Origin of the sequence: Mesorhizobium sp. M4B.F.Ca.ET.203.01.1.1 (assembly GCF_004791025.1) — a bacterium.
In the GTDB taxonomy this organism is placed as follows: Bacteria; Pseudomonadota; Alphaproteobacteria; order Rhizobiales; family Rhizobiaceae; genus Mesorhizobium; species Mesorhizobium abyssinicae.
On the sequence record NZ_SRUO01000005.1, the window covers coordinates 460,841 to 481,985 of the forward strand.

19 protein-coding genes are annotated in these 21,145 nt (G+C 65.5%); 10 read left to right on the forward strand and 9 right to left on the reverse strand.

Translation table 11 applies throughout. The features are described from left to right. Position 1: 1 nt before the first annotated feature. The 4 genes from EN846_RS14805 to EN846_RS14820 all read right to left on the reverse strand — a co-directional run bounded on the left by EN846_RS14805 (position 2) and on the right by EN846_RS14820 (position 4,050). Positions 2 to 778 carry an ATP-binding cassette domain-containing protein gene (locus EN846_RS14805; protein WP_127311936.1) on the reverse strand — a complete coding sequence of 259 codons (777 nt, stop codon included), beginning with the start codon at positions 776 to 778 and terminating at the stop codon, positions 2 to 4. Next, on the reverse strand, positions 775 to 1,761 hold the full coding sequence (locus EN846_RS14810) for an ABC transporter permease (RefSeq protein ID WP_127311935.1): 987 nt from the start codon (positions 1,759 to 1,761) through the stop codon (positions 775 to 777). The genes EN846_RS14805 and EN846_RS14810 overlap by 4 nt, the downstream gene beginning before the upstream one ends. Positions 1,762 to 1,908: 147 nt before the next feature. After that, positions 1,909 to 2,898 carry a substrate-binding domain-containing protein gene (locus EN846_RS14815; protein WP_245493492.1) on the reverse strand — a complete coding sequence of 330 codons (990 nt, stop codon included), beginning with the start codon at positions 2,896 to 2,898 and terminating at the stop codon, positions 1,909 to 1,911. A gap of 75 nt (positions 2,899 to 2,973) precedes the next feature. Continuing rightward, on the reverse strand, positions 2,974 to 4,050 hold the full coding sequence (locus tag EN846_RS14820; protein ID WP_245509030.1) for a LacI family DNA-binding transcriptional regulator: 1,077 nt from the start codon (positions 4,048 to 4,050) through the stop codon (positions 2,974 to 2,976). A gap of 139 nt (positions 4,051 to 4,189) precedes the next feature. On the opposite strand from EN846_RS14820, the gene EN846_RS14825 reads away from it, so the two are divergent. Continuing rightward, the gene (locus tag EN846_RS14825) at positions 4,190 to 5,221 is read left to right on the forward strand and encodes a hydroxyacid dehydrogenase (protein ID WP_127392301.1); all 1,032 of its coding nucleotides are present in this window, start codon (positions 4,190 to 4,192) and stop codon (positions 5,219 to 5,221) included. A gap of 218 nt (positions 5,222 to 5,439) precedes the next feature. Next, positions 5,440 to 5,745, forward strand: coding sequence for a hypothetical protein (locus EN846_RS14830; protein ID WP_127392302.1), 306 nt, complete (start codon positions 5,440 to 5,442; stop codon positions 5,743 to 5,745). 65 nt (positions 5,746 to 5,810) lie between these two features. Here EN846_RS14830 and EN846_RS14835 read toward each other — a convergent pair whose 3' ends face one another. Then, entirely contained in the window at positions 5,811 to 6,488 is a 678-nt protein-coding gene (locus tag EN846_RS14835; RefSeq protein WP_127285730.1) for a GntR family transcriptional regulator, read from the reverse strand. 241 nt (positions 6,489 to 6,729) lie between these two features. Here EN846_RS14835 and EN846_RS14840 point away from each other — a divergent pair, with 241 nt between their 5' ends. From EN846_RS14840 to EN846_RS14875, 8 genes are all read left to right on the forward strand, one after another. Next, positions 6,730 to 7,317, forward strand: a complete 588-nt coding sequence (locus tag EN846_RS14840) for an amino acid synthesis family protein (protein WP_126058973.1) — start codon at positions 6,730 to 6,732, stop codon at positions 7,315 to 7,317. Next, positions 7,310 to 9,097 carry an alpha/beta fold hydrolase gene (locus EN846_RS14845; protein ID WP_135860172.1) on the forward strand — a complete coding sequence of 596 codons (1,788 nt, stop codon included), beginning with the start codon at positions 7,310 to 7,312 and terminating at the stop codon, positions 9,095 to 9,097. The genes EN846_RS14840 and EN846_RS14845 overlap by 8 nt, the downstream gene beginning before the upstream one ends. Before the next feature lie 5 nt (positions 9,098 to 9,102). Next, positions 9,103 to 10,152, forward strand: coding sequence for an LLM class flavin-dependent oxidoreductase (locus EN846_RS14850; RefSeq protein ID WP_127392304.1), 1,050 nt, complete (start codon positions 9,103 to 9,105; stop codon positions 10,150 to 10,152). After that, entirely contained in the window at positions 10,149 to 11,624 is a 1,476-nt protein-coding gene (locus EN846_RS14855; protein ID WP_127392305.1) for an aldehyde dehydrogenase, read from the forward strand. Before EN846_RS14850 ends, EN846_RS14855 begins: the two co-directional genes overlap by 4 nt. A gap of 64 nt (positions 11,625 to 11,688) precedes the next feature. Continuing rightward, positions 11,689 to 12,693, forward strand: a complete 1,005-nt coding sequence (locus EN846_RS14860) for an ABC transporter substrate-binding protein (RefSeq protein WP_135913843.1) — start codon at positions 11,689 to 11,691, stop codon at positions 12,691 to 12,693. Positions 12,694 to 12,760: 67 nt separating this feature from the next. After that, the gene (locus EN846_RS14865; RefSeq protein ID WP_127392306.1) at positions 12,761 to 13,621 is read left to right on the forward strand and encodes an ABC transporter permease; all 861 of its coding nucleotides are present in this window, start codon (positions 12,761 to 12,763) and stop codon (positions 13,619 to 13,621) included. Position 13,622: 1 nt separating this feature from the next. Further along, positions 13,623 to 14,423 carry an ABC transporter permease gene (locus tag EN846_RS14870; protein ID WP_127283730.1) on the forward strand — a complete coding sequence of 267 codons (801 nt, stop codon included), beginning with the start codon at positions 13,623 to 13,625 and terminating at the stop codon, positions 14,421 to 14,423. Continuing rightward, complete coding sequence (locus tag EN846_RS14875) at positions 14,420 to 15,496, forward strand: ABC transporter ATP-binding protein (RefSeq protein ID WP_127310867.1); 1,077 nt, start codon at positions 14,420 to 14,422, stop codon at positions 15,494 to 15,496. The genes EN846_RS14870 and EN846_RS14875 overlap by 4 nt, the downstream gene beginning before the upstream one ends. 16 nt (positions 15,497 to 15,512) lie before the next feature. Here the strand turns inward: EN846_RS14875 and msuE are convergent, their stop codons facing one another. From msuE to EN846_RS14895, 4 genes are all read right to left on the reverse strand, one after another. After that, positions 15,513 to 16,073 (reverse strand): FMN reductase, encoded by a 561-nt coding sequence (msuE, locus tag EN846_RS14880; RefSeq protein WP_127310866.1) that lies wholly within the window; start codon positions 16,071 to 16,073, stop codon positions 15,513 to 15,515. Positions 16,074 to 16,220: 147 nt separating this feature from the next. Continuing rightward, positions 16,221 to 17,015, reverse strand: coding sequence for a trehalose-phosphatase (gene otsB / locus EN846_RS14885; protein WP_127283727.1), 795 nt, complete (start codon positions 17,013 to 17,015; stop codon positions 16,221 to 16,223). After that, a complete protein-coding gene (locus tag EN846_RS14890) occupies positions 17,012 to 18,793 on the reverse strand; it encodes a trehalose-6-phosphate synthase (protein ID WP_127392072.1) in 1,782 nt (593 codons plus the stop codon). The genes otsB and EN846_RS14890 overlap by 4 nt, the downstream gene beginning before the upstream one ends. Before the next feature lie 160 nt (positions 18,794 to 18,953). Then, positions 18,954 to 21,116 carry an amylo-alpha-1,6-glucosidase gene (locus EN846_RS14895; protein ID WP_127392073.1) on the reverse strand — a complete coding sequence of 721 codons (2,163 nt, stop codon included), beginning with the start codon at positions 21,114 to 21,116 and terminating at the stop codon, positions 18,954 to 18,956. Positions 21,117 to 21,145 lie beyond the last annotated feature (29 nt).

Genomic DNA, 21,145 nt, shown 5'->3' on the forward strand with positions numbered 1-21,145 from the left:
TCTAGCCTCGTTGTTCGTGCGCCGCCGCGGCGCTGACATCGCCGCCGCCGACGATGCGGCTGACGACTTCGTTCATGTTGGTCTTGCTGGTGACGAGGTCGGCATCGGCGCGGCCGTGACGCAGCACGACGATGCGGTCGGTGACCGATAGCACGTCGTTCAGCCGGTGCGAGATCAGGATGACGGCGATGCCTTCCGACCGCAGCCGGCGGATCAGGTCGAGCACGCTCTGCACCTCGCGCACCGCAAGCGCAGCGGTCGGCTCGTCCATGATCACGAGCTTCGGGTTGAAGGTCAGCGCGCGAGCGATCGCCACCGTCTGCTGCTGGCCGCCCGAGAACGAGCCGACCGAACGGTTGATCGACGGCAGGCGCGCGCCGAGCCGCTCGATCATCCGCGTCGCCTCGCGGTCCATAGCCGCCTTGTCGACGAAACCGGGAAACAGGCCGAACACTCGTTTCGTCGGCTCGCGGCCGAGGAAGATGTTCGAGGCCACGTCCTGCTGCTTGGCCAGCGACAGGTCCTGATAGATCATCTCGATGCCGAGCTCGCGCCGCTGGCCCGGGTCGAGCCCAAGGATGTCCTTGCCGTCGAATTCGATCGAGCCGGAATCGGCACGGTAGATGCCGGTGATGGTCTTCATCAGCGTCGACTTGCCGGCGCCATTGTCGCCGACCAGCCCGACCACCTCGCCGGCAGCGACCTTGAGGTCGACGCCGTGCAGCACGTCGACCGCGCCGAAGCTCTTGCGGATGCCTTGAAGCGAAAGAAGCGTCATACGCGCGACTCCTTCCGAACCTGGTACTGGTCGATGAAGACGGCAAGGATCAGCACCGCGCCGATCGCCATCTGCTGGTAATAGGACTGCACGGCAAGCAGCGTCAGCCCGTTCTGCAAGACGCCCATGATCAGCGCGCCGATCATCGTGCCGAGGATCGAGGCGCGGCCGCCGAACAGGTTGGTGCCGCCGATGATCGCCGCGGTGATGGCGGTGAGCTCGTAGTTGATGCCGGCGGTCGGGTCGCCGGCATTGACGCGGGCGGTGAACAGCAGGCCGGCGAGCCCGGCGAGCGCGCCGGACAGCGTATAGATGATGCGGCGATGGTGCTCGACGCGGATGCCCGCGGCGCGCGCCGCGCCCTCGCTGTCGCCCAGCGCCAGCGTGTGGCGGCCGAAGCGTGTGTAGGCGAGCACGCAATGCGCGACGATCGCCGTCAGCACCAGGATGATCACCGGCATCGGGATGCCGAACGGCCTCCCTTGCCCGATATAGACGATCGCCGACGGCAGCCCGTAGATCGCCCTGCCTTGCGAGATGACCAGCGCCAGGCCGCGCGCCAAGCCGAGCATGCCGAGCGTGACGATGAAGGCCGGCACGAAGGCGCGGGTGACGAGCTGCCCGTTGATGTAGCCGGCAAGGCCGCCGGCCAGGATGCAGGCGATGAGCGCGAAGACCGACGGCCAGCCGAGATTGACCGCGACGAAGGCACCCGCCACGCCGGCAAGGCCCATGACCGAGCCGAGCGACAGGTCGAGCCCGCCCGAGCCGATGACGAAGGTGGCGGCGATCGCCAGCACGCCGATCGTCGATGTCGCGAGCAGGATGTTGAGGAAATTGCTCAGCGACAGGAAGAACGGCGACAGCAGCGCCATCGCCCCGCTCAGCGCCACAAGCACCAGCAGCGACTCCAGCCTGATGTGGAGCCGTTCGACGGATGCGCGCTGCACCCGAGCCCAGAAACCGGGCTGTTCAGAAGCCATGTCTTTGCACCTTTGAGAGCGGCCGTTAGGCAGTAGGGCAGTAGGGATTAGGCAGTAGTGGATTAAGGAGCGATCTGAAGCGATGCGAACCGCTTACTCCCCTACTGCCTACTGCCTACTGCCTATTCCCTATTCCCTATTCCCAGCTCACTTCACATATTGCAGCATCGGCTCCTTGCCGGCGTCGAGCATTTCCTTGGTCAGCACCAAGGTAGGCACGGCGATGCTCTCCTCGACCTTCTCGCCGGCGAGCGCCTTCTTGACGTTCTCGACCGCCTGCTTGCCGACCAGATAGGGGAGCTGTGCCACCGAAGCGTTGAGGCGGCCCTCCTTGATCGACTTGACCGCATCCGAATTGCCATCGACGCCGATGATCGTCACCTGCTCACCCTTGCCGGCCGCATAGACCGATTCCACAGCGCCGAGCGCCATGGTGTCATTGGCGGAGAAGATGGCGACCAGGTCAGGATGCGCGGTCAGCGTATCGGTTGCGATCGAGGCCGCCTTGCCGCGATCCCAGTCGCCGGGCAGCGAAGCAACGATCTCCAGCCCCGGCGCCAGTTCCTTGAGCTTGTCGGCAAAACCCGTGGCGCGTTTCTGACCGGTGATGTTGCCGGAAAGGCCCTCGATCACCAGCACCGGACCCTTGGCGTCCTTACCGAGCCTGGAGACTAGATATTCTGCGCCCTGTCCGCCGGCCGCGACATTGTCGGAGCCGATGCGGAAGGTGATCTTGATGCCTTCCTTGTCGAGCACCGCCGGATCGAGATTGCCGTCGAGGTCGACCACCTTGATGCCGGCATCCTGCGCCGCCTTCAGGCAGGGCAACAGGTTGGTCGAGTTGATCGCCGCGGTGATCATCGCCACCGGCTTGCGCTCCAGCATCGTGTTGCAGAGGTTGAGCTGCGGCTCGGCCGCCTGGTCGCTCTCGGCGGCCTGCTGGAAATATTTCACCCCGGCTTCCTTGGCGCCGTCCTCTACGCCCTGGCCCATCGCGCCCCAGAACGGGTTGGCAAGCGTTTTCATCAGCACGCCGTATTCGCCGTCCTCGGCCTTGGCGGCGCCTACTGCCGACATCGCCAGAGCGATGCCCAAGGCCATCGTAAATCGATTTATCTTCAGAACGAATGCTGTCACGTTTTCCTCCCTGTTGATGTCACGCGCCACGAGCCAAAGCCAGGTGCGGCGCCACTCGGTTTTCGACAATGGGGGCTATTGTCGGCTTCCTCCCCCCGAATGCGGGCCGCTGCCTGGCGAGCCAACGGATTCCCGCATCAAGACCTTGCAGGGCTCGAGCCGCGCCCTGGGCGGGCCGCCCTCCCCCTCGATCCTGCGAAACAGCACGTCCATCGCATTGCTGGCGATCTCGCGCACCGGCTGCACCACGGCGGCGATCGCCGGCCAGGTCACCTGCATCCATTCGGCGTCGTCGAAGCCGACCAGCGAGATGTCGTCCGGGCAATGCCAGCCACGACGGCGGAATTCGGAAAGCGCCACCAGCGTGCCTTTGAGGAACAGCGAATAGACCGCCGTCGGGCGTTCACCCCGATTGGCACCCTCGCTGAAATAGTCGCTGAGCAGCGTCCGCAGCGGCTCGACCTCGCTTTCGGCAAGCACGACGTCGATGCGGATGTCGGGCACCAGTTGCAGCGCGGTCGCGCGAAACCCTTCGAGGCGGGCGCGCACCGTTGCCGCCTGCTGGCCGAGACCGACGACCAGTATGTGGCGATGGCCCTTGCCGACGAGCGCGCGCGCCACCTCCGCACTTGCCGCGGCGCTGTCGGCCGAAACCGTATCGAATGCGTCGTCGGCGAGCACGCGGTCGATCAGCACGCCGGTCATGCCGTTGGCTTTCATGAAGCCGGCCGCCGGCCCATGCTCGTTGCGCACCGGTGCCAGCACGATGCCGGCGACGCGCCAGTCGTGCATGCGGGCCAGGATCTCCTTTTCGCGCGCTTCCGACTCACGGCTGGAGGCGGCGACCAGCGTGAAACCGCGCTGCTCGGCGAGCGCCTCGAGCTCGCTGACCATCTGGCCGAAGAACTCGCTTTCGAACTCTGGCATGATGGCGCCGATGATGCGCCGCTTGGCCCGGCGCATGTCGGACGCCAGCGGATCGACACGGTAACCGAGGAGATCGACGGCATCGAAGACGCGCTGCGCATTTTCGGGCTTCACCGTGGTGACGCCTGCCAAAACCTTGGAGACGGTGGCGGCGGACACGCCGGCGCGGCTTGCCACGTCGTGGATCGACGGACGCCGCTGCTGGGTCTCCCGATGCGCCATCATCCTGCTCCGAAGGGCGGGTTGCCGCATGCCACCTCGCCAGTGCAATGGATAAATCGATTTTTCGCAGTTGTAAATCGTTTAATCCGGAGTAAAACACCGCTGTGAGTGGCACGATCCGGCAACGCCGGGAGGAAACATCATGTCAAACAATGCCTTGCCGCTGGTCATCAGCGCACCCGAGCCGCGCACGCTCGAGCTGATCTTCACACCACCGCAACTGGCGCTCTTTCGCAAGCGATATCGCATCGTGGAAACAACGCCCGAAGGTGTCGCCGGGTTGCCGGCGCATGTGCTTGCCGAGGCGCGCTACATTGTCGGCCAGCCGCCGCTCGCTCCCGAGACGCTGGAGAAAATGAAGGCGCTTCGCTGCGTCTTCAACGTCGAGACCAATCTCGTCAACAACATGCCCTACGACACACTGTTTGCCCGCGGCATCCATGTCGTCACCACCGGCCTGGTCTTCGCCGAACCGGTCGCCGAGCTCGGCCTTGCCATGGCGCTCAACCTGGCACGCGGCATCGTCGATGCCGACCTTGCCTTCCGGCAGGGCAAGGAGCTGTGGGGCGGCGACGGCAACTCGACCGCGCGGCTCCTCTCCGGCGCCGAAGTCGGCATCATCGGCTTCGGCGATCTCGGCCGTGCGCTGAACCGTCTGCTGACGGGCTTTCGCACCCTGATCAGGGTGTTCGATCCCTGGCTGCCTCCGTCGATCCTCATCGACAACGGCGTCGAGCCCTCCTCGCTCGACAAGGTGCTGTCGGAGAGCGATTTCGTCTTCGTCGTCGCCTCTGTGACCAGCGAGAACCAGGGCTTCCTCGGCACCGAGGCCTTCGCGAAAATGCGCAAGGGCGCCGCCTTTATCCTGCTCAGCCGAGCCGGTGTCGTCGACTTCCCGGCGCTGATGGAGGCGGTTCGCAGCGGTCAGATCGTCGCCGCCAGCGATGTCTTTCCGGAAGAGCCGCTGGCCAGGGACCATCCGATGCGCACCCTGCCCGGCTTCCTGCGCTCCGCGCACCGCGCCGGCGCGCTCGACGTCGCCTTTAAGCGCATGGGCGACATGGTGCTGGAGGATATGGACCTGATCGACCGCGGGCTGCCGCCGCTGCGCTCCAAGCGGGCGGAACGCGAGACGGTTTCCAGGATGCGATCGAAGCCGGTCGACAAGAACTGAGGACGAATTCCCGGTAACCGCGCAACGTCATTGCAGGCGTCGGCGGAGTACAATTGAATCGAACGTGGGGCGACCGAAAAGGTTCAATTTGCGCCGGATCCTGTTTCGACAGAATTATCGTCTCTCTAATCGCCTCATCGTGGAACTTTCGTCCAGACCTGTCGTTTGGCCTTCGATCGTTGCTTCGACGATCCCCAAAGCAACAGGAGGATTATATCGTGAACATCAAGATGATAGGCCTGGGCGCCATGGCGATTTCGATGGTCGCCGGCTCGGCGCTGGCTGCAGGAAACACCGGCACGTCGGCACTCGACGACCCGGCCAAGATGCAGCCCTTCTATACCGACTCCAGCATGAAGACGATGGTCAGCAGCGATGACTTCGTGAAGGCCTGGAAGGCGCTGACGCCAGAAGACCAGATGGCGATGATGACGGCCTGCGACGACGAGTCGAAGAACGCCAATCCCACCAACACCCATCCGGAGTTCTGCAGCAGCGTCAAGGCTAACGGCGGCAGCAAGTAAACCTGCCGACATCGCAATGGATGAAACGGCTCCGCTTGCGGGGCCGTTTTCTTGCTGGTCGGACCCTACAGCGATCGCAGCCGAAGCGCATCGCGGGCGATGCGCCAGGCGGATTCGACATGCCGCCGCGCCGCCGCCTCCGCCTCTTCCGGCTTGCGCGCCCTGATGGCGTCCATGATCGCGTTCATCTCGTTGATCGCCGGCTCGCGGCGGTTTTCCGAGGCGATCGTCATCGAACGCAGCTGGTTGATGCGAACATTGAGCCCGGTGACGATCTCCCAGGCGATCCGCTTGTCGGCGGCCTCGAACAGCACCTCGTAGAAGCTGGCCGTCGCCCGCATGACCTCCACCGGGGCGCCCGAGGCCCAGGCTTCGAGCAGCTTTTCCAGGGCGGCGTCGAGAAGAGCGATTTGTTCCTTGGTGGCCGACGTCGCGCAGGCTCGCGCGGCGATGCCTTCCAGCAGCGCGCGCAGTTCGTAGATCTCGTCGGTACGGCCGAGGTCGGGCTTGGCCACCGCCGGTCCGTGGCCCGGTACCATCTGCACCAGGCCCTCGGCCTCCAGTTGCCGCAACACCTCGCGCACCACCGAACGGCTGACGCCGAGCTGGTCGCACAGCGGCCGCTCGACCAGCCTTTCGCCAGGCTGGAAATGGAAATCCATGATCGCCTCGCGCATGCGCTCCAGCGCCAGTGTGCGCAGCGTCTTGGCAGAGCGGTCGATCCGAAGCGTGTCGTCAGCCATTTTTTCCGCCCTTAGGGCAATTCCAGGAAAAGTGTGAAGCGGTTTTCCGTCAGGAGTTGCGTCAAAATAAAGAGTTAGAGCGGGTCTCCGTTTCCATGGAACGGCGAGGCACTCTGGCGTCGCCACAAAAACAGATTCCATGGCCGGTTGACAAGGTTCTTGGCTCTCCATATCATGGTATACCATAAGACACGATAAAAAATGACGAACCCGCATCGCGCCGTTTCGTCCGAGGAATTTCATGAAACCGGCCATTCGCAAGATCGTGACCTATGTCGAGAACACGCTGATCGAGGGCGGCAAGGCGGCGCCCCGGCCGCTGCGCCTGATCGGCGTCGCAGCGGTGCTGACCAACCCGTGGGCCGGACGCGGCTTCACCGAAGACCTGTCGCCCGAGATCCGCGCCGTCGCCCCGGTGCTCGGCGAAACGCTGACCAATGAGATCATTGGCGTCGCCGGCTCCGGCGAAGCGATCGAAGGCTACGGCAAAGCCGCCATCTGCGGCACGTCGGGCGAAGTCGAGCACGCTTCGGCGCTGATCCACACGCTGCATTTCGGCAACCACTATCGCCGCGCCGTCGGCGCCAAGACCTATCTCGCCTTCACCAATCTGCGCGGCGGGCCGAACACGCCGATCATGATCCCGCTTATGGACAAGAACGATGAGGGTCGCCGCTCGCACTATCTCACGGTGCATTTCCAGATCGGCGACGCACCGGCGCCCGACGAGTTGGTGGTGGCGCTCGGCGCGTCGATCGGCGGCCGCCCGCATCATCGCATCGGCGACCGCTACCAGGACCTGAAGGAGCTCGGGGATCTGCATGGCTGACGCCGCCGCACTGGCCCTGGGCAAGGCTCCCGACGGCACCGGCTTCATGCGAGCCGGGTCCGGAGCGCCGGTTCTGCTGATCCATGGCGTCGGCATGGGCGCGGCGATCTGGCAGCCGCAGATCGCCTTGATGCAGGACCGCTTCGACCTGATCGCCATCGACATGCTCGGCCATGGCGGCTCGCCGCTGCCGCCGCAGGATGCCGGGCTGCCGGACTTCGCCGACCAGGCGATCCGCCTGCTCGACCATCTCGGCCTCGACCGCGTCGCGGTCGTCGGCCATTCCATGGGCGCGCTGGTCGCACAGGAGATCGCGTTGCGCGCCCCGTCGCGTGTCAGTTCCGTCGTTTGCCTCAACGCCGTCTTCCGCCGCCCGCCGGAACTTGCGCAAGCGGTGCGCGAACGGGCGGCGGCACTCGGCGGCCATGGCGATCCCCAGGCCATCGCCGCGACGATCGCGCGCTGGTTCGGCGATCCGATCCCGCCGGATCTGGCCGACGCCGCCGCGACCGCGCAAACCGCGCTCGAAGGCGTCGATGCCGAAGGCTACGCCCGCACCTATCGCCTCTTTGCCAGCGCCGACACGGCCCATGTCGATCGCCTGGCCGCACTTGCCGCGCCGGCACTGTTCATGACCGGATCGGAGGATCGCAATTCCACGCCCGCAATGTCCGCCGCCATGGCGCGGCTCGCGCCATCAGGACAATGCCTGGTGCTGAGCGGAGAAAAGCACATGATGACAATCGCTTCGCCCAAGAAAGTGACTCAGCACATCACGGCCTTTCTCGACCGGACGGCCGACGTTGCCGCAAGCGCCGAGGCCGCTTTCGACGCAATCGAATTCCGCCGCGCGCTGGGCTCCTTCCTGACCGGCGTCACCATCGTCACCACGGTGGACGAGGCAGGCGACCCGCGCGGCTTCACCGCCAACTCCTTCACCTCAGTCTCGCTCGAGCCGCCGCTGGTGCTTGTCTGCATCGCCAAGAAGGCGCTGGGGCATCAAGCCTTCTCGACCTCCAGGGGGTTCGCGATCAACATCCTGTCGGAAGACCAGAAGGCCGCGTCAGGCATTTTCGCCTCCAAGGCGGCCGACAAGTTCGCGTCGGTGATCTGGCAGCCGGGCCAGACGGGAAATCCCGTGATCGACGGTTCCGTCGCGGTCTTCGATTGCGACATGGAGCAACTGGTGGATGCCGGCGACCATTCGATCCTCATCGGCCGGGTCCACGATTTCACCCACAACGGCGCGCAGCCATTGGGCTATTGCCGGGGCGCCTATGTCACGCCGGGCCTCAGCCAGGAAGCGCTTGCCGCCGCCCCGCCCGGAACCGAAGTCGGCGCCATCCTCGAGAGCGAAGGCCGCGTGCTCTTCCTCGAGGCGGCGGATGGCTCCCACCAATTGCCGGCCGGTCATGGCCTCGGCGCCGCGAACGATGCCCGCAGCCTGAGGGGAAAGCTTGCCGCCAAGGCGATCGACGCCGATCTTGGCTTCCTTTACGCGGTCTGGGACGATGCGACGGACGCCTCGCGCACCCATGTCTACTATCGCGGCACGGTGAGCGCCCCGCTGTCCGGCGACGGCCAGATCAGGCTTGTCGACATCGACCGGATGGCCGATCTCAAGATCGCCGATCCGGCGGTGCGCTCGATGCTCGCCCGTTATGCGCGCGAGCGCACCGAGGACCAGTTCGGCGTCTATGTCGGCAATGAGGTCGAAGGTGAGGTCCGGCCGCTCGCCAAGGCCGCGCCGTCAGCAGCAATCCATTCCGGCCACGGGTGAGACCGATGAAGTTTTCGCTTTTCGTCCATATGGAGCGTTCGGATCTGGCCAAGCCGCAATCCGAACTGCTGACGGAGCTGGAGGAACTCGTCGTGCTGGCCGAGCAGGCAGGCTTCGAGGCCGCCTGGATCGGCGAGCATCACGGCATGGAATTCACCATCTCGCCGAACCCGTTCGTCAACATCGCCTATCTCGCCGCCAAGACTTCAAGCATCCGCCTCGGCACCGGCACGATCATCGCGCCGTTCTGGCACCCGATCAAACTCGCCGGCGAAGCCGCGATGACCGACATCATCACCGGCGGCCGCCTCGACATCGGCATCGCGCGCGGTGCCTACAGCTATGAGTATCAGCGGCTCTTCCCCGGGCTCGACGCCTGGGGCGCCGGCCAGCGCATGCGCGAGATGGTGCCGGCGCTGCGCGGCCTCTGGGACGGTGATTTCGAGTTGTCCGGCGAGTTCTGGTCCTTCCCGCCGACCACCTCCTCGCCCAAGCCCTTGCAAGCCCCCTACCCGCCGATCTGGGTGGCGGCCCGCGATCCGAATTCGCACGACTTCGCCGTCGCCAACAAATGCAACGTGCAAGTGACGCCGCTTGCCTCCGGCGACGGCGAGGTGGCGAGCCTGATGGAGCGCTTCAACACCGCCTGCCAGGCCCATCCGGACATAGCGCGGCCGGAAATCATGCTGCTGATGCACACATTCGTGGCCGAGGACGCCGCCGACGCCGACCGTCTGGCACGGGATCTGTCGCTGTTCTACTGCCAGTTCGGCGCCTGGTTCCAGAACAAGAAGCCTGTGCATCAGGGCATTCTGGAGCCGCTGACCGAGGACGAGATCGCGGCCATGCCGCAATACGCGCCCGACAAGATCAGGCAGAACCTCGTCATCGGCGAGGCCGACGAGGTGATCGCCAGGCTGAAGGCCTATGAAGCGCAGGGCTACGACCAGTACTCGATCTGGATCGACAGCGGCCTTTCGCATGAGCGCAAGAAGAAGTCGCTGCGGCTCTTCATCGACAGGGTGATGCCGGCCTTCCAGGCGGGGTCGCGATGAGCACCGTAGCCTTCAAGAATTATATAGATGGGGCGTTCGTCGAGGCGGCGGCGACCTTTGACAGCATCGATCCTTCGACCGGCACCCCCTGGGCGACGATGCCGGCCGCTGGCGTCGCCGATGTCGACCGCGCCGTCGAGGCCGCGCATCGGGCGCTGCGTTCCGGTCCCTGGGCCTCGCTGACGGCGACGGCGCGCGGCAAGCTCCTGGTCAGGCTCGGCGATCTCGTCGCCGCCAATGCCGGCCGGTTGGCGGAACTGGAAACGCGCGACACCGGCAAGATCATCCGCGAGACGCGCGCCCAGATCGCCTATGTCGGCGACTATTACCGCTACTATGGCGGCCTCGCCGACAAGCACGAAGGCGCCTTCATCCCGATCGACAAGCCCGACATGGAGGTCACGGTCCGGCCGGAGCCGATCGGCGTCGTTGCCGCGGTCGTGCCTTGGAATTCGCAGCTCTTTTTGTCGGCGGTCAAGCTCGGCCCGGCGCTGGCAGCCGGCTGCACCGTCGTGCTCAAGGCTTCCGAGGAGGGTCCGGCGCCGCTGCTCGCCTTTGCCGAGCTTGTCCATGAGGCCGGCTTTCCGGCGGGTGCCGTCAACATCCTGACCGGCTTCGGCCACGATTGCGGACGCCGCCTGACCAGCCACCCGCTCGTCGCCCGCGTCGCCTTCACCGGCGGCCCCTCGACAGCCCGCCAGATCGTCGCCAACACGGCCGAGAACCTCGCCTATACGACGCTGGAACTCGGCGGCAAAAGCCCCGTTGTCGTGTTCGCCGACGCCGATCTCGACAGCGCCGCCAACGCCGTCGTCGCCGGCATCTTCGCCGCGACCGGCCAGAGCTGCGTCGCCGGCTCGCGCCTCCTAGTCGAGCGCTCGGTGAAGGACGAATTCCTTGCCCGGCTGAAGCGCAAGGCCGAGGCCATTGCCATCGGCGATCCACAGGACACCGCCACCGAAATGGGGCCGCTCGCAACCTTGCGCCAGCGCGAACGGATCGAGACGATCGTCGCCGAAAGCCTGGCCGGCGGCGGCCGGCTCATCACCGGCGGCGCACGGCCCGAGGGCAAGGCGGACGGCTTCTACTACGCGCCAACGATCATCGAGGCGCAGGACCAGGCGCTTGCCTGCGTGCGCGAGGAACTGTTCGGACCGGTGCTGAGCGCGATTGCCTTCGACAGCGAGGCGGAGGCGCTGGCGCTCGCCAACGACACGCCCTTCGGCCTCGCCTCCGGCGTCTTCACCACCAACCTCGCCAGAGCGCACCGCATGGCCCGCGGCATCCACGCCGGCGTGGTCTGGGTCAACACCTACCGCGCCGTCTCGCCGCTGGTTCCGTTCGGCGGCTACGGGCTGTCCGGTCTCGGCCGCGAAGGCGGCATCGACGCCATCCGCGACTACACGCGCTCGAAATCGGTGTGGATCCGCACATCGGACGAGCCGATCCCCGATCCCTTCGTCATGCGTTGAGGCGGCATGGCGACGGTGCACTGAAGAACAAGAAACGGAACACACAAAGTCAGAGGAGAACGACATGAAACTGATTTTCGCCGGCATCCTTGCCGGCCTCATGGCAACGACGGCCGCCAAGGCCGAGGAAATGGTGTTCACCAGTTGGGGCGGCACCACCCAGGAAGCCCAGACGAAATCCTGGGCCGAGCCGTTCACCGCTTCAGCCGGCGTCAAGGTGCTGCAGGACGGTCCGACCGACTACGGCAAGCTGAAGGCCATGGTCGACGCCAAGAACGTCACCTGGGACGTGGTCGACGTCGAGATGGACTTCGCCATCAAGGCGGCCAAGGACGGGCTGCTCGAGCCGATCGATTTCGCCGTCGTGCCGAAGGACGATCTCGATCCGCGCTTCAGCAACGAGCACGCAATCGGCAGCTTCTACTATTCCTTCGTGCTCGCCTGGAACAAGGGCGCGGTCTCCGGCGAGCCGGCCGGTTGGACCGACATGTTCGACACCAAGAAATTTCCCGGCAAGCGCACCTTCTACAAATGGTCGGCGCCCGGCGTCATCGAGATCGCGCTGCTCGCCGACGGCGTGCCGGCCGACAAGCTCTATCCGCTTGACCTCGACCGCGCCTTCAAGAAGCTCGACACCATCAAGTCCGACATCGTCTGGTGGGGCGGCGGCGCTGAATCGCAGCATCTGATCGCCTCCGGCGAAGCCGCCTTCGGCCAGCTCTGGAACGGCCGCGTCTTCGCGCTGGAGAAGGACGGCGCCGATGTCGGCGTGTCCTGGAACCAGAACCTGACCGCCGCCGACGTTCTGGTGGTGCCGAAGGGCGCCAAGAACAAGGACACGGCGATGAAGTTCCTCGCCGCGGCGAGCAGCGCCACCGGCCAGGCGAAGTTCGCCGAGGCGAGCGGCTATGCGCCCATCAACACCAAGGCCAAGGCCGAGATGCCCGCCGACGTGGTCAAGGGTCTGCCCGACGCCCATGTCGACGGCCAGATCAACCTCGACATGAACTACTGGGCCGAGCATCGCGACGAGATCGCCACGCGCTGGTACGCCTGGCAGGCGAAATAACGCCCGCCTTCTCGTGACAGAAGCGGGACGGCTTCCGCCGTCCCGCTTCGCAACCCGGGATACCGCTATGTCGGTGGAAATTGAGCAAAGCATCGCCAGAATGCGTCTTCCGACAGGCCTCGCCGGCCTGCTGCCGGCGCTGACTCTGATCGGGCTCTTCTTCGTCGTGCCGGTGCTGGCGCTGCTCCTGCGCAGCGTCACCGATCCGGCTCCCGGCCTGCAGAATTACGCTGCGCTGCTCGGCGACGGCACCTACGCGAGGGTGTTCTTCAACACATTCCTGGTCGCCTTCGTCGTCACCGTCGTCACCGTTCTCGTCGCCTTTCCGGTGGCCTGGATGCTGGCGATCATGCCGCCGGCCCTCGCCTCGCTCCTGTTCGGCATCATCATCCTGTCGATGTGGACCAACCTCTTGACCCGCACCTATGCCTGGATGGTGCTCTTGCAGCGCACCGGCGTGATCAACCGGGCGCTGATGGCCATCGGCATCACCGACCAGCCGCTGCCGCTCATCAACAACCTCACCGGCGTCACCATCGGCATGGTCTACATCATGCTGCCGTTCATGATCCTGCCTTTGGTCGGCACCTTGCGCGCGATCGACCCGATGACGCTGCGCGCGGCAGCGCTTTGCGGCGCCAGCCCGCTCGCCGCGTTCCGCCGCATCCTGTTGCCGCTCTCGCTTCCCAGCATCGCCGCCGGCGGGCTGATGGTCTTCGTCATGTCGCTCGGCTATTTCGTCACGCCGGCGCTGCTCGGCGGCACGTCGAACATGATGCTTGCCGAGATGATCGCGCAGATGATCCAGTCGCTGCTCAACTGGGGCCTCGGCAGCGCCGCCGCCTTCATCCTGCTGGTCGTCACCATGGCGCTCTACGCGCTGCAACTGCGCCTTGTCGGCTCGAAGCGACCCGCGGGAGGCGCCTGAGATGCTGCTCGACTATGACCGCCTGGGCTGGCTGAAGGCTGCGCTGCTCGCCTTCACCGCTTTGGTCGCCGCCTTCCTGCTTCTGCCTGTTGTCTTCATCGTGCTGCTCTCCTTCGGCTCGTCGCGCTGGCTGGCCTTCCCGCCGCCCGGCTGGACGCTGAAATGGTATCAGGAGCTGTTCGCCGACCCGTCCTGGATCGAGGCGGCGCTCACCAGCGCCCGCATCGCCGCCCTGACGGCAATCCTTGCCGTCGCCGTCGGCCTGCTTGCCTCATTCGCGCTGGTTCGTGGTGAGTTCCGTGGGCGCGAGATGCTGCGCGGGCTGCTGCTGACGCCGATGGTGCTGCCGGTGGTCGTCTTCGCCATCGCCATCTACGCCTTCTTCCTGCGCCTTGGCCTCGGCGGCACCACGGTCGGCTTCGTCATCGCCCACACCGTGCTGGCGCTCCCCTTCGCCATCATCCCGATTGCCACCGCGCTCGAAGGATTCGACAAGTCGATCGAGGACGCGGCCATCGTCTGCGGCGCCAGCCCACTTGAGGCCAAGCTCAGGATCACCTTGCCGTCGATCCGCATCGGCATCTTCTCCGCCGCGATCTTCTCCTTCCTCGCCTCCTGGGACGAGGTGGTCGTGGCGATCTTCATGGCGAGCCCCACCCTGCAGACCTTGCCGGTCAAGATCTGGGGCAGCCTCCGCTCCGACCTCACTCCCGTCATCGCCGCCGCCTCCAGCCTGCTGGTCGGGCTCACGCTCGCCCTCATGGTGGTGACGGCACTCTTGCGCCGAAAGTTGCCGACATGACCGAGCCTTTCCTGTCGATCCGCAAATTGCGCAAGGCTTTCGGCGCCTTCGTCGCCGTTCATGACGTGACGCTGGAGATCCCCAAAGGCGAATTCCTGACCTTCCTCGGCCCGTCAGGTTCGGGAAAATCGACGACGCTCTATGCGATCGCCGGCTTCCAGGACCCGACCTCCGGCGATGTCCGGTTGCAGGGAAAGTCGCTGCTTGCGGTGCCCTCGCACAAGCGCAACATCGGCATGGTCTTCCAGCGCTACACGCTGTTTCCGCATCTGAGCGTCGCCGAAAACGTCGCCTTCCCACTTCGCGTCCGCCGCCGGCCCGACGCCGAGGTCAAGCGCAAGGTCGCCGACATGCTCTCGCTGGTGCGGCTCGAAAGTTTCGCCGAACGGCTTCCCGGCGCGCTGTCCGGCGGCCAGCAGCAGCGCGTCGCGCTTGCCCGCGCGCTGGCCTACGATCCGCCGATCCTCCTGATGGACGAGCCGCTTTCGGCCCTCGACAAGAAACTGCGCGAGGAGATTCAGGCCGAAATACGCCGCATCCACCGCGAGACCGGCGTCACCATCCTCTATGTCACCCATGACCAGGAGGAGGCGCTGCATCTGTCCGACCGCATCGCGCTGTTCAGGGATGGCCGCATCGAGCAGATCGGCACCGGCGAGGATCTCTACCTTCGGCCCGCGACCGATTTCGTTGCCGGCTTCATCGGCAATTCGAATTTTTTGGCCGCCGAGCATCTGGAAACCGTCGGCGGCGCCGCGACCATCCGGCTTGCCGACGGCTCGGTGCTCTCAGGCATCAACGCCAATGGCAGCTTCGGCAGCGGACAAAAGGCCAGGCTGATGATCCGGCCGGAAGCGTTTCGCCTGGAGCGTGGTCCGAGAAGCGCCGAGCTTGCCGTCGAGATCGTCGATGTCGCCTTCTACGGCGAGCGCCGCCGCATCGTCGCGCGCACCGCCGCCGGGCAGGAGATCGACATCAGGCCGACATCGTCGGCCATGGCGTCGCACGATGCGACGGCAAGCCGACGGCAGGTCTTTTTCGACCCGGCCGCCGCATTCCTGTTTCCCGCCTGATTGCTCTGGCGTGCCCCTATTCCGCGGCGACACTCGCCCCGGAGCGATTGGCAAGCACCAGCCCGACTTCGCCCACCGCCTGCGCGACGCGCTTCAGGATCGGCTCGGAGCGCAGCACGCCGTCGGCGAAATCCTTGTCGGTGGCATAGACCGCCGTCGACAGGGCAAGCGCCTCGAAGAAGCCGAACAGCGGCCGCAACTGGTGCTCGACGATCAGCGCATGCCGTTCGCCGCCGCCGGTCGCCAGAAGCACCACAGGCTTGCCGCGCAGGGCGGCCGGATCGATCAGGTCGAAGAAGTGCTTGAACAGGCCGGTATAGCTGCCCTTGTAGGTCGGCGAGCCGACCACCAGCACATCGGCATTGATGACTTTGTCGAGAATGGCGCGGGCCTGCTCGTCGAGATCGCGCGCCCATTTCGCCTGGCCGAGCGACGGGCCGAGATCCTCCACATCATAGGTGCTGGCCGACAGGCCATGCTGACGGGCAATATCCTTCACGACCTGTTCGACAAAGCCCCGGGTCTTGGAGGGTCGGGTGAAATTGCCGGAAAAGCCGACAACGGTGGGATTGGGCATGCTCAGGCACCTTCACGCCGCGGATGGGTTCGCGTTAATGTCTACAAGTTTGATAGACTTCAGGGCCCGATAAAAGGAACAATCGGCTTTCGGCGGCGCCGGTCCCGAACAATTTTTCCACGACCAGGCCTATTGGCGACAGCCAGCTCATGGTCCGCGGCTGCGTCGGGCTTCGCCCCGGCCAGTCTCGATGGCGAGATCGCCGAAATTGTCCTGAAGCCAGCCGATCGCGCCGGTGACATCGGCAATGACATGGCGTGCCGCCGTTGGTCCCCGAGGCTTGATCCGGATGGATATCCCGCCCGCGGCATTGGTCGTCTCGAAGCCGTTTTCATCGGATGTGTCGTCGCCGAGGAAAACCGGCCGTCGCCCGGCAAAGGGTGGAATGTCCATGAACCTCCTGATGGCGGCACCCTTGGCCGCCTCGAGCGGCATCAGCTCGACCCCGGCATTGCCGGCGATCACACGATATCCCTTCGGCAGCCGGTCCAGAGCCTGCTCGACGAGCTTCGTCGCCCGCGCAAGCAGATGCGGCGCGGCGCGCGTATGGACGGCGAGCACCGGGCCCTTGCGCTCGACATAGACGGCCTGGCTCGCCAGCTCCAGCTCGATCTCGTCGGCGAGCGCCGCCATGTCCGCCGGTTCGTCAGCGGCCTCGACAGGGCCGCCAGGGGCAAGTCTGTGCTCCAGTCCGTAGAGACCAGCAGTGCGCAGCTTCAGCGGATCGAACAGTCGGTCGACCGCCGCGACCGAGCGGCCGGTGATGAAGGCAAGCGCGCCGTCCAGCCGGCGCTCGATCGTCTGCAGCAGAAGGCGAAGCTCCTCGCTGACCGACACGGCGTCCGGATGGGCGGCGTGCTCCAGCAAGGTGCCGTCAATGTCGAGGAACAACGCCCATCGGCCTTCGGGGAGGCGTGGCGTCAACTCTGGCTGAAGATTCATCGGAGTCCGGCTACCTGTTTGCGTTCGAAGATGGGGACGACGTTGTCGGGGGTGGCCAGGCGCTCGGCGCTGGCCGTGACGCGGTCGAGCTCGCCGCGCTTGCGCAGGCGCGCCGCGTCCAGAAGCATGCTTCCGGCCCAGCGGTAGACATTGTTGTCGCGCACGATCTCGCGCATCCTACGCATCCGCTCGCGCTGCTCCTCGGCCGACATGGTCAGCGCCTGCGAGAGGGCCGCGCTCATCATCGCCGCGTCGTAGGGGTTGACGATCAGTGCTTCCAGCAACTCGCGCGAGGCGCCGGCAAAGGTCGAGAGCAGAAGCACGCCTTGCTCGTCGTCGCGCGCTGCGACGAATTCCTTGGCGACCAGGTTCATGCCGTCATGCAGGCTGGTGACCATGCAGATATCGGCGGCGCGGTAGATCTCGTAGACCGCCTTTTGCGAATGATGCTCGGCCACGATGACGACCGGCCGATAGCCGTCTGCGCCATAACGCAGGTTGAGGTCGTCGGCATAGCGCATGCATTCGTCGTACAATTGCCTGTAGGCAGGCAGCGTGCCCCTGCTGGGAGCCGCAATCTGCAGGAACACGACCTTGCCGATCAGCTCGGGATGCCTGGTGAACAATTCCTCCAGCGCATGAAAGCGATCGAGAATGCCCTTGGTGTAGTCGAGGCGCTCGACGCCGATGCACAGCTTCGCATCCGCCGGCAGCCCGAACCGGTCGCGGACGCGCGCACGGCACTCAGCGACATCGGGCAGCTTGGCCAGAAGCTGCAGGGGCCATTCGATGGAGATCGGATAGGCGTGCACCAGCGTCGTCTGGCCGCCGTAGGAAATGGCGGCGTCCGCCCGTTCGATCCGGCTTTCGAGGAAGCGGTCGACGCTTTCGGTGAAATTGTTGGCGTGGAACTGGGTATGGAAACCGATGATCGAACTGCCGAGCAGCCCGTCCAGGATACGCTCCCGCCACGGGCAGATGCTGTAGACTTCCGAGTTCGGCCACGGAATGTGCCAGAAGGTGATGACGATCGCCTCGGGCAGGCGCTCGCGGATCATGCGCGGCAGAAGCGCGAAGTGATAGTCCTGGACCAGCACGATCGGCCGCTCGTTGCGCGCCTCGGCGACCACGGTGTCGGCGAACTTGCGGTTGACCGCCTCGTAGGCGTCCCAGTCCGACTCGCGGAAGATCGGCCTTGTGAAAGCGATATGGCAGAGCGGCCAGAGACCTTCATTGGCGAAGCCGAGATAGTAGCCCTGATATTCCTCCTCGGTGAGCCACACCCTGCGCAGGGTGTAGGACGGATTGTCGGGCGGCACCTGCACCCGGTCGTCACCGTCGACCATCTGGCGGTCCGCCGTGCCGCCGCCATAGGCGATCCAGGTGCCGGCGCAGGCGCGCGTGATCGGCTCCATCGCCGAAACCAGCCCACTCGCCGGCACGACGAGTTCGACGCCGTCGCCCTTGGTGTTGTGGATGTAAGGCTCGCGGTTGGAAACCACGATCACCTGCGCCTCGGGCAGGTCCTCGTGAAGGATCTTGCGCAAGGTTTCGGGCGACCATGTCACCAGCGCCGCGTCGACCGACTGGCCGTTCTTCTCGAATTCCCGAAGTACTTTGCGCGCCGCTTCGGAAGCCACGTCCTCGCCAGCGACGTGCACGGTCGCAGGCGTGGAATTGCGGCGGTGTCGGGATATGGAAAAAAACACCGCAAGAGCGGAAAGTCCAAGACTTACTAGGAGCAGGCCCCACAGCAAGTCGATGCCTTGATCAGTCATTGATACGCCAATTTGCCACCGGCCCGCCGCAGGCCTCATTCTTCTTGTTTTCGACACCTTGCCGGGCGACGGAACAGACCGCCGCGCGTCCGGTGTGATTGTGCAACGCACAAACGGACCATCGGTTCCGACATTTGTCAGGCGGCGAGCGAACCCTTGGCTAAGTTCGCACGATGAGCGGCACCAACCCCTCATGCCGGTCGGCAAGGAAGGCGACGACCCGGTCGCCGACGCGTTGGAATGTCAGGTCGACCGCCCGGTCGCCGACGGTCAGGTGCCGAAGTGTAAGCATGTCGATGCCGATCGGCAGCCTTGGCCGCGTGACGCGGACCTCGCCCTCCCAACCATCGATTTCCAGGCCGAGGCAGGCCTGCATCAGCATGAAGGCGGAGCCGGCCGACCAGGCTTGGGGCAGGCAGGCGACGGGATAGGCGATGGGCGCCTCGCCCGGCGCGCGGGTGAAGCCGCAGAACAGTTCCGGCAGCCGCATGTTGAAATGCACGGCGGACTCGAACGTGCCGCTCATCAGCCGCACCACGCTTTCGCGCTCGCCATAGCGCGCCAGGCCGACGCCGCAGATGGCGGTGTCATGCGGCCAGATCGAGCCGTTGTGATAGGACATCGGGTTGAAGAACACGGCGTCGTCGGCAAGCGTCCTCAGGCCCCAGCCCGAATGGAAGGGAGCCGAAAGCAATTGGTCGGCGACCAGCTTTGCCCGCTCGGGCTGGGGCAACCCGACAAACAGAAGATGCCCGGCATTCGACGTCCGCACCTTGCAGGGCTCACCGGCGCCGTCGATCGCCAGCGCATAGAAATTCAGATCGTCCACCCAGAAATCGCGCTCCACCGCGATCCGCATTTCTTCGGCCCGTTCCTCCCAGTGCTCGGCCTCCGCATATCCGCCCCGGCGCCGTGCCAGCGCCGCCAGCCCCCGGAACGCGGCAAAGACGTAGCCCTGCACCTCGACCAGCGCGATTGGTCCTTTGGGGATGCGGCCGTCGGCATGGAAGACGGAGTCGAAACTGTCCTTCCAGCCCTGGTTGGCGAGGCCGGATTCGGCGGCGCGCTGATAGGTGACGAACCCGGTCTCCCGGCTCGCCTCTTCAGTCCATTCGGCCGCGGCCTTGAGCGACGGCCACAGCGTGTCGATGAAGTCCATGTCGCCGGTGCGCTCCGCATAGGCGCAGGCGAGATGGATGTAGAGCGGCGTGGTGTCGACGCCGCCATAGTAACGCCCGAAGGGAAGCTCGCGCAGCGCCGCCATCTCGCCCTTGCGGGTCTCGTGCATGATCTTGCCGGGCTGTGAATCGCTGAACGGCGACGTCTCGGTCGCCTGGTGCTGGGCGAGGAAGGCAAGCACGCCCCGCGCCAGACCAGGGTTGAGCCAGAGCATCTGCAGTGCCGAGATCACGCCGTCGCGGCCGAATGCCGTCGAAAACCAAGGGATGCCGGCATAGGGATAGGGCCCTGTCGCGAGTTCGGTGGTGAGCAGCGCCACATCGGCGCGGGCGCGCTCGACCCAGTCGTTGAAGACGCGGCCCGAACTGTGCACCGTGGCGCCGTGGCGGCGCTTTGCCCGCATGCCGAAACGGGCGCGGGCCGCTGCGGCGCGGAAGCGATCGCGATCCGGGGTCTCGACAACCTCCGAACCGACCTCGACATAGAGCACCTTGCTGGAACGCTTGGTCACCGCGACGAGGAAATCGGCGCGGCTGTCCGTCAGTTGATCGGGCGCCTGAGAGAACGATATCGCCGACAGGCGCGCCAGCCCGTCCAGCCCGTCATAGTGAAGCAGCACCGACGTCGCATCGATCTTGGCCGCGTGTGCGGTGCCCCGCTTTGCCCTCGTCGAGCCGCGCACCTCGAACATGTCGCGGAAATCGGCGGCAAAGTGCAGCGAAACGCGGATGGCCGACGTCTCCTGGCTGTAATTGGAAAGCGTGATGCGCTCGAACAGCCGGTCCTGCCAGATCAGCCTGACGCGCTCGACATGGATTGCGCCTTGTGAAATGTCTCGCCCGCCGGCGCTCTGGATCGGCAGATTGGTGAGGTTGCTGGTGAACAGCACATTGTCCTGGCTGAGCGAGGCGCCGAGCAGCGAGGTCTGCCGGCCGCCGACGGTCAGCCGGAACTCCGAAAGCACGCGCGTGTCGTCGCGGAAGAAGCCGTCACCTGCGCCCCTGATGTCGCCATAGGCATCGGCCACCACGAAGCAGTCGCCCTGCTTCAGCGCAAAAAGCCGGTGCGGTTCGCGCGGCGCGGTCTCGTCCAGCGAGGCAAGGGCAACGGCGGGATCAAGCTTGCGCTCGTCGAGCTCTGTCATCGGTTTCTTCCCGTTTGTTTCGCCCCCGG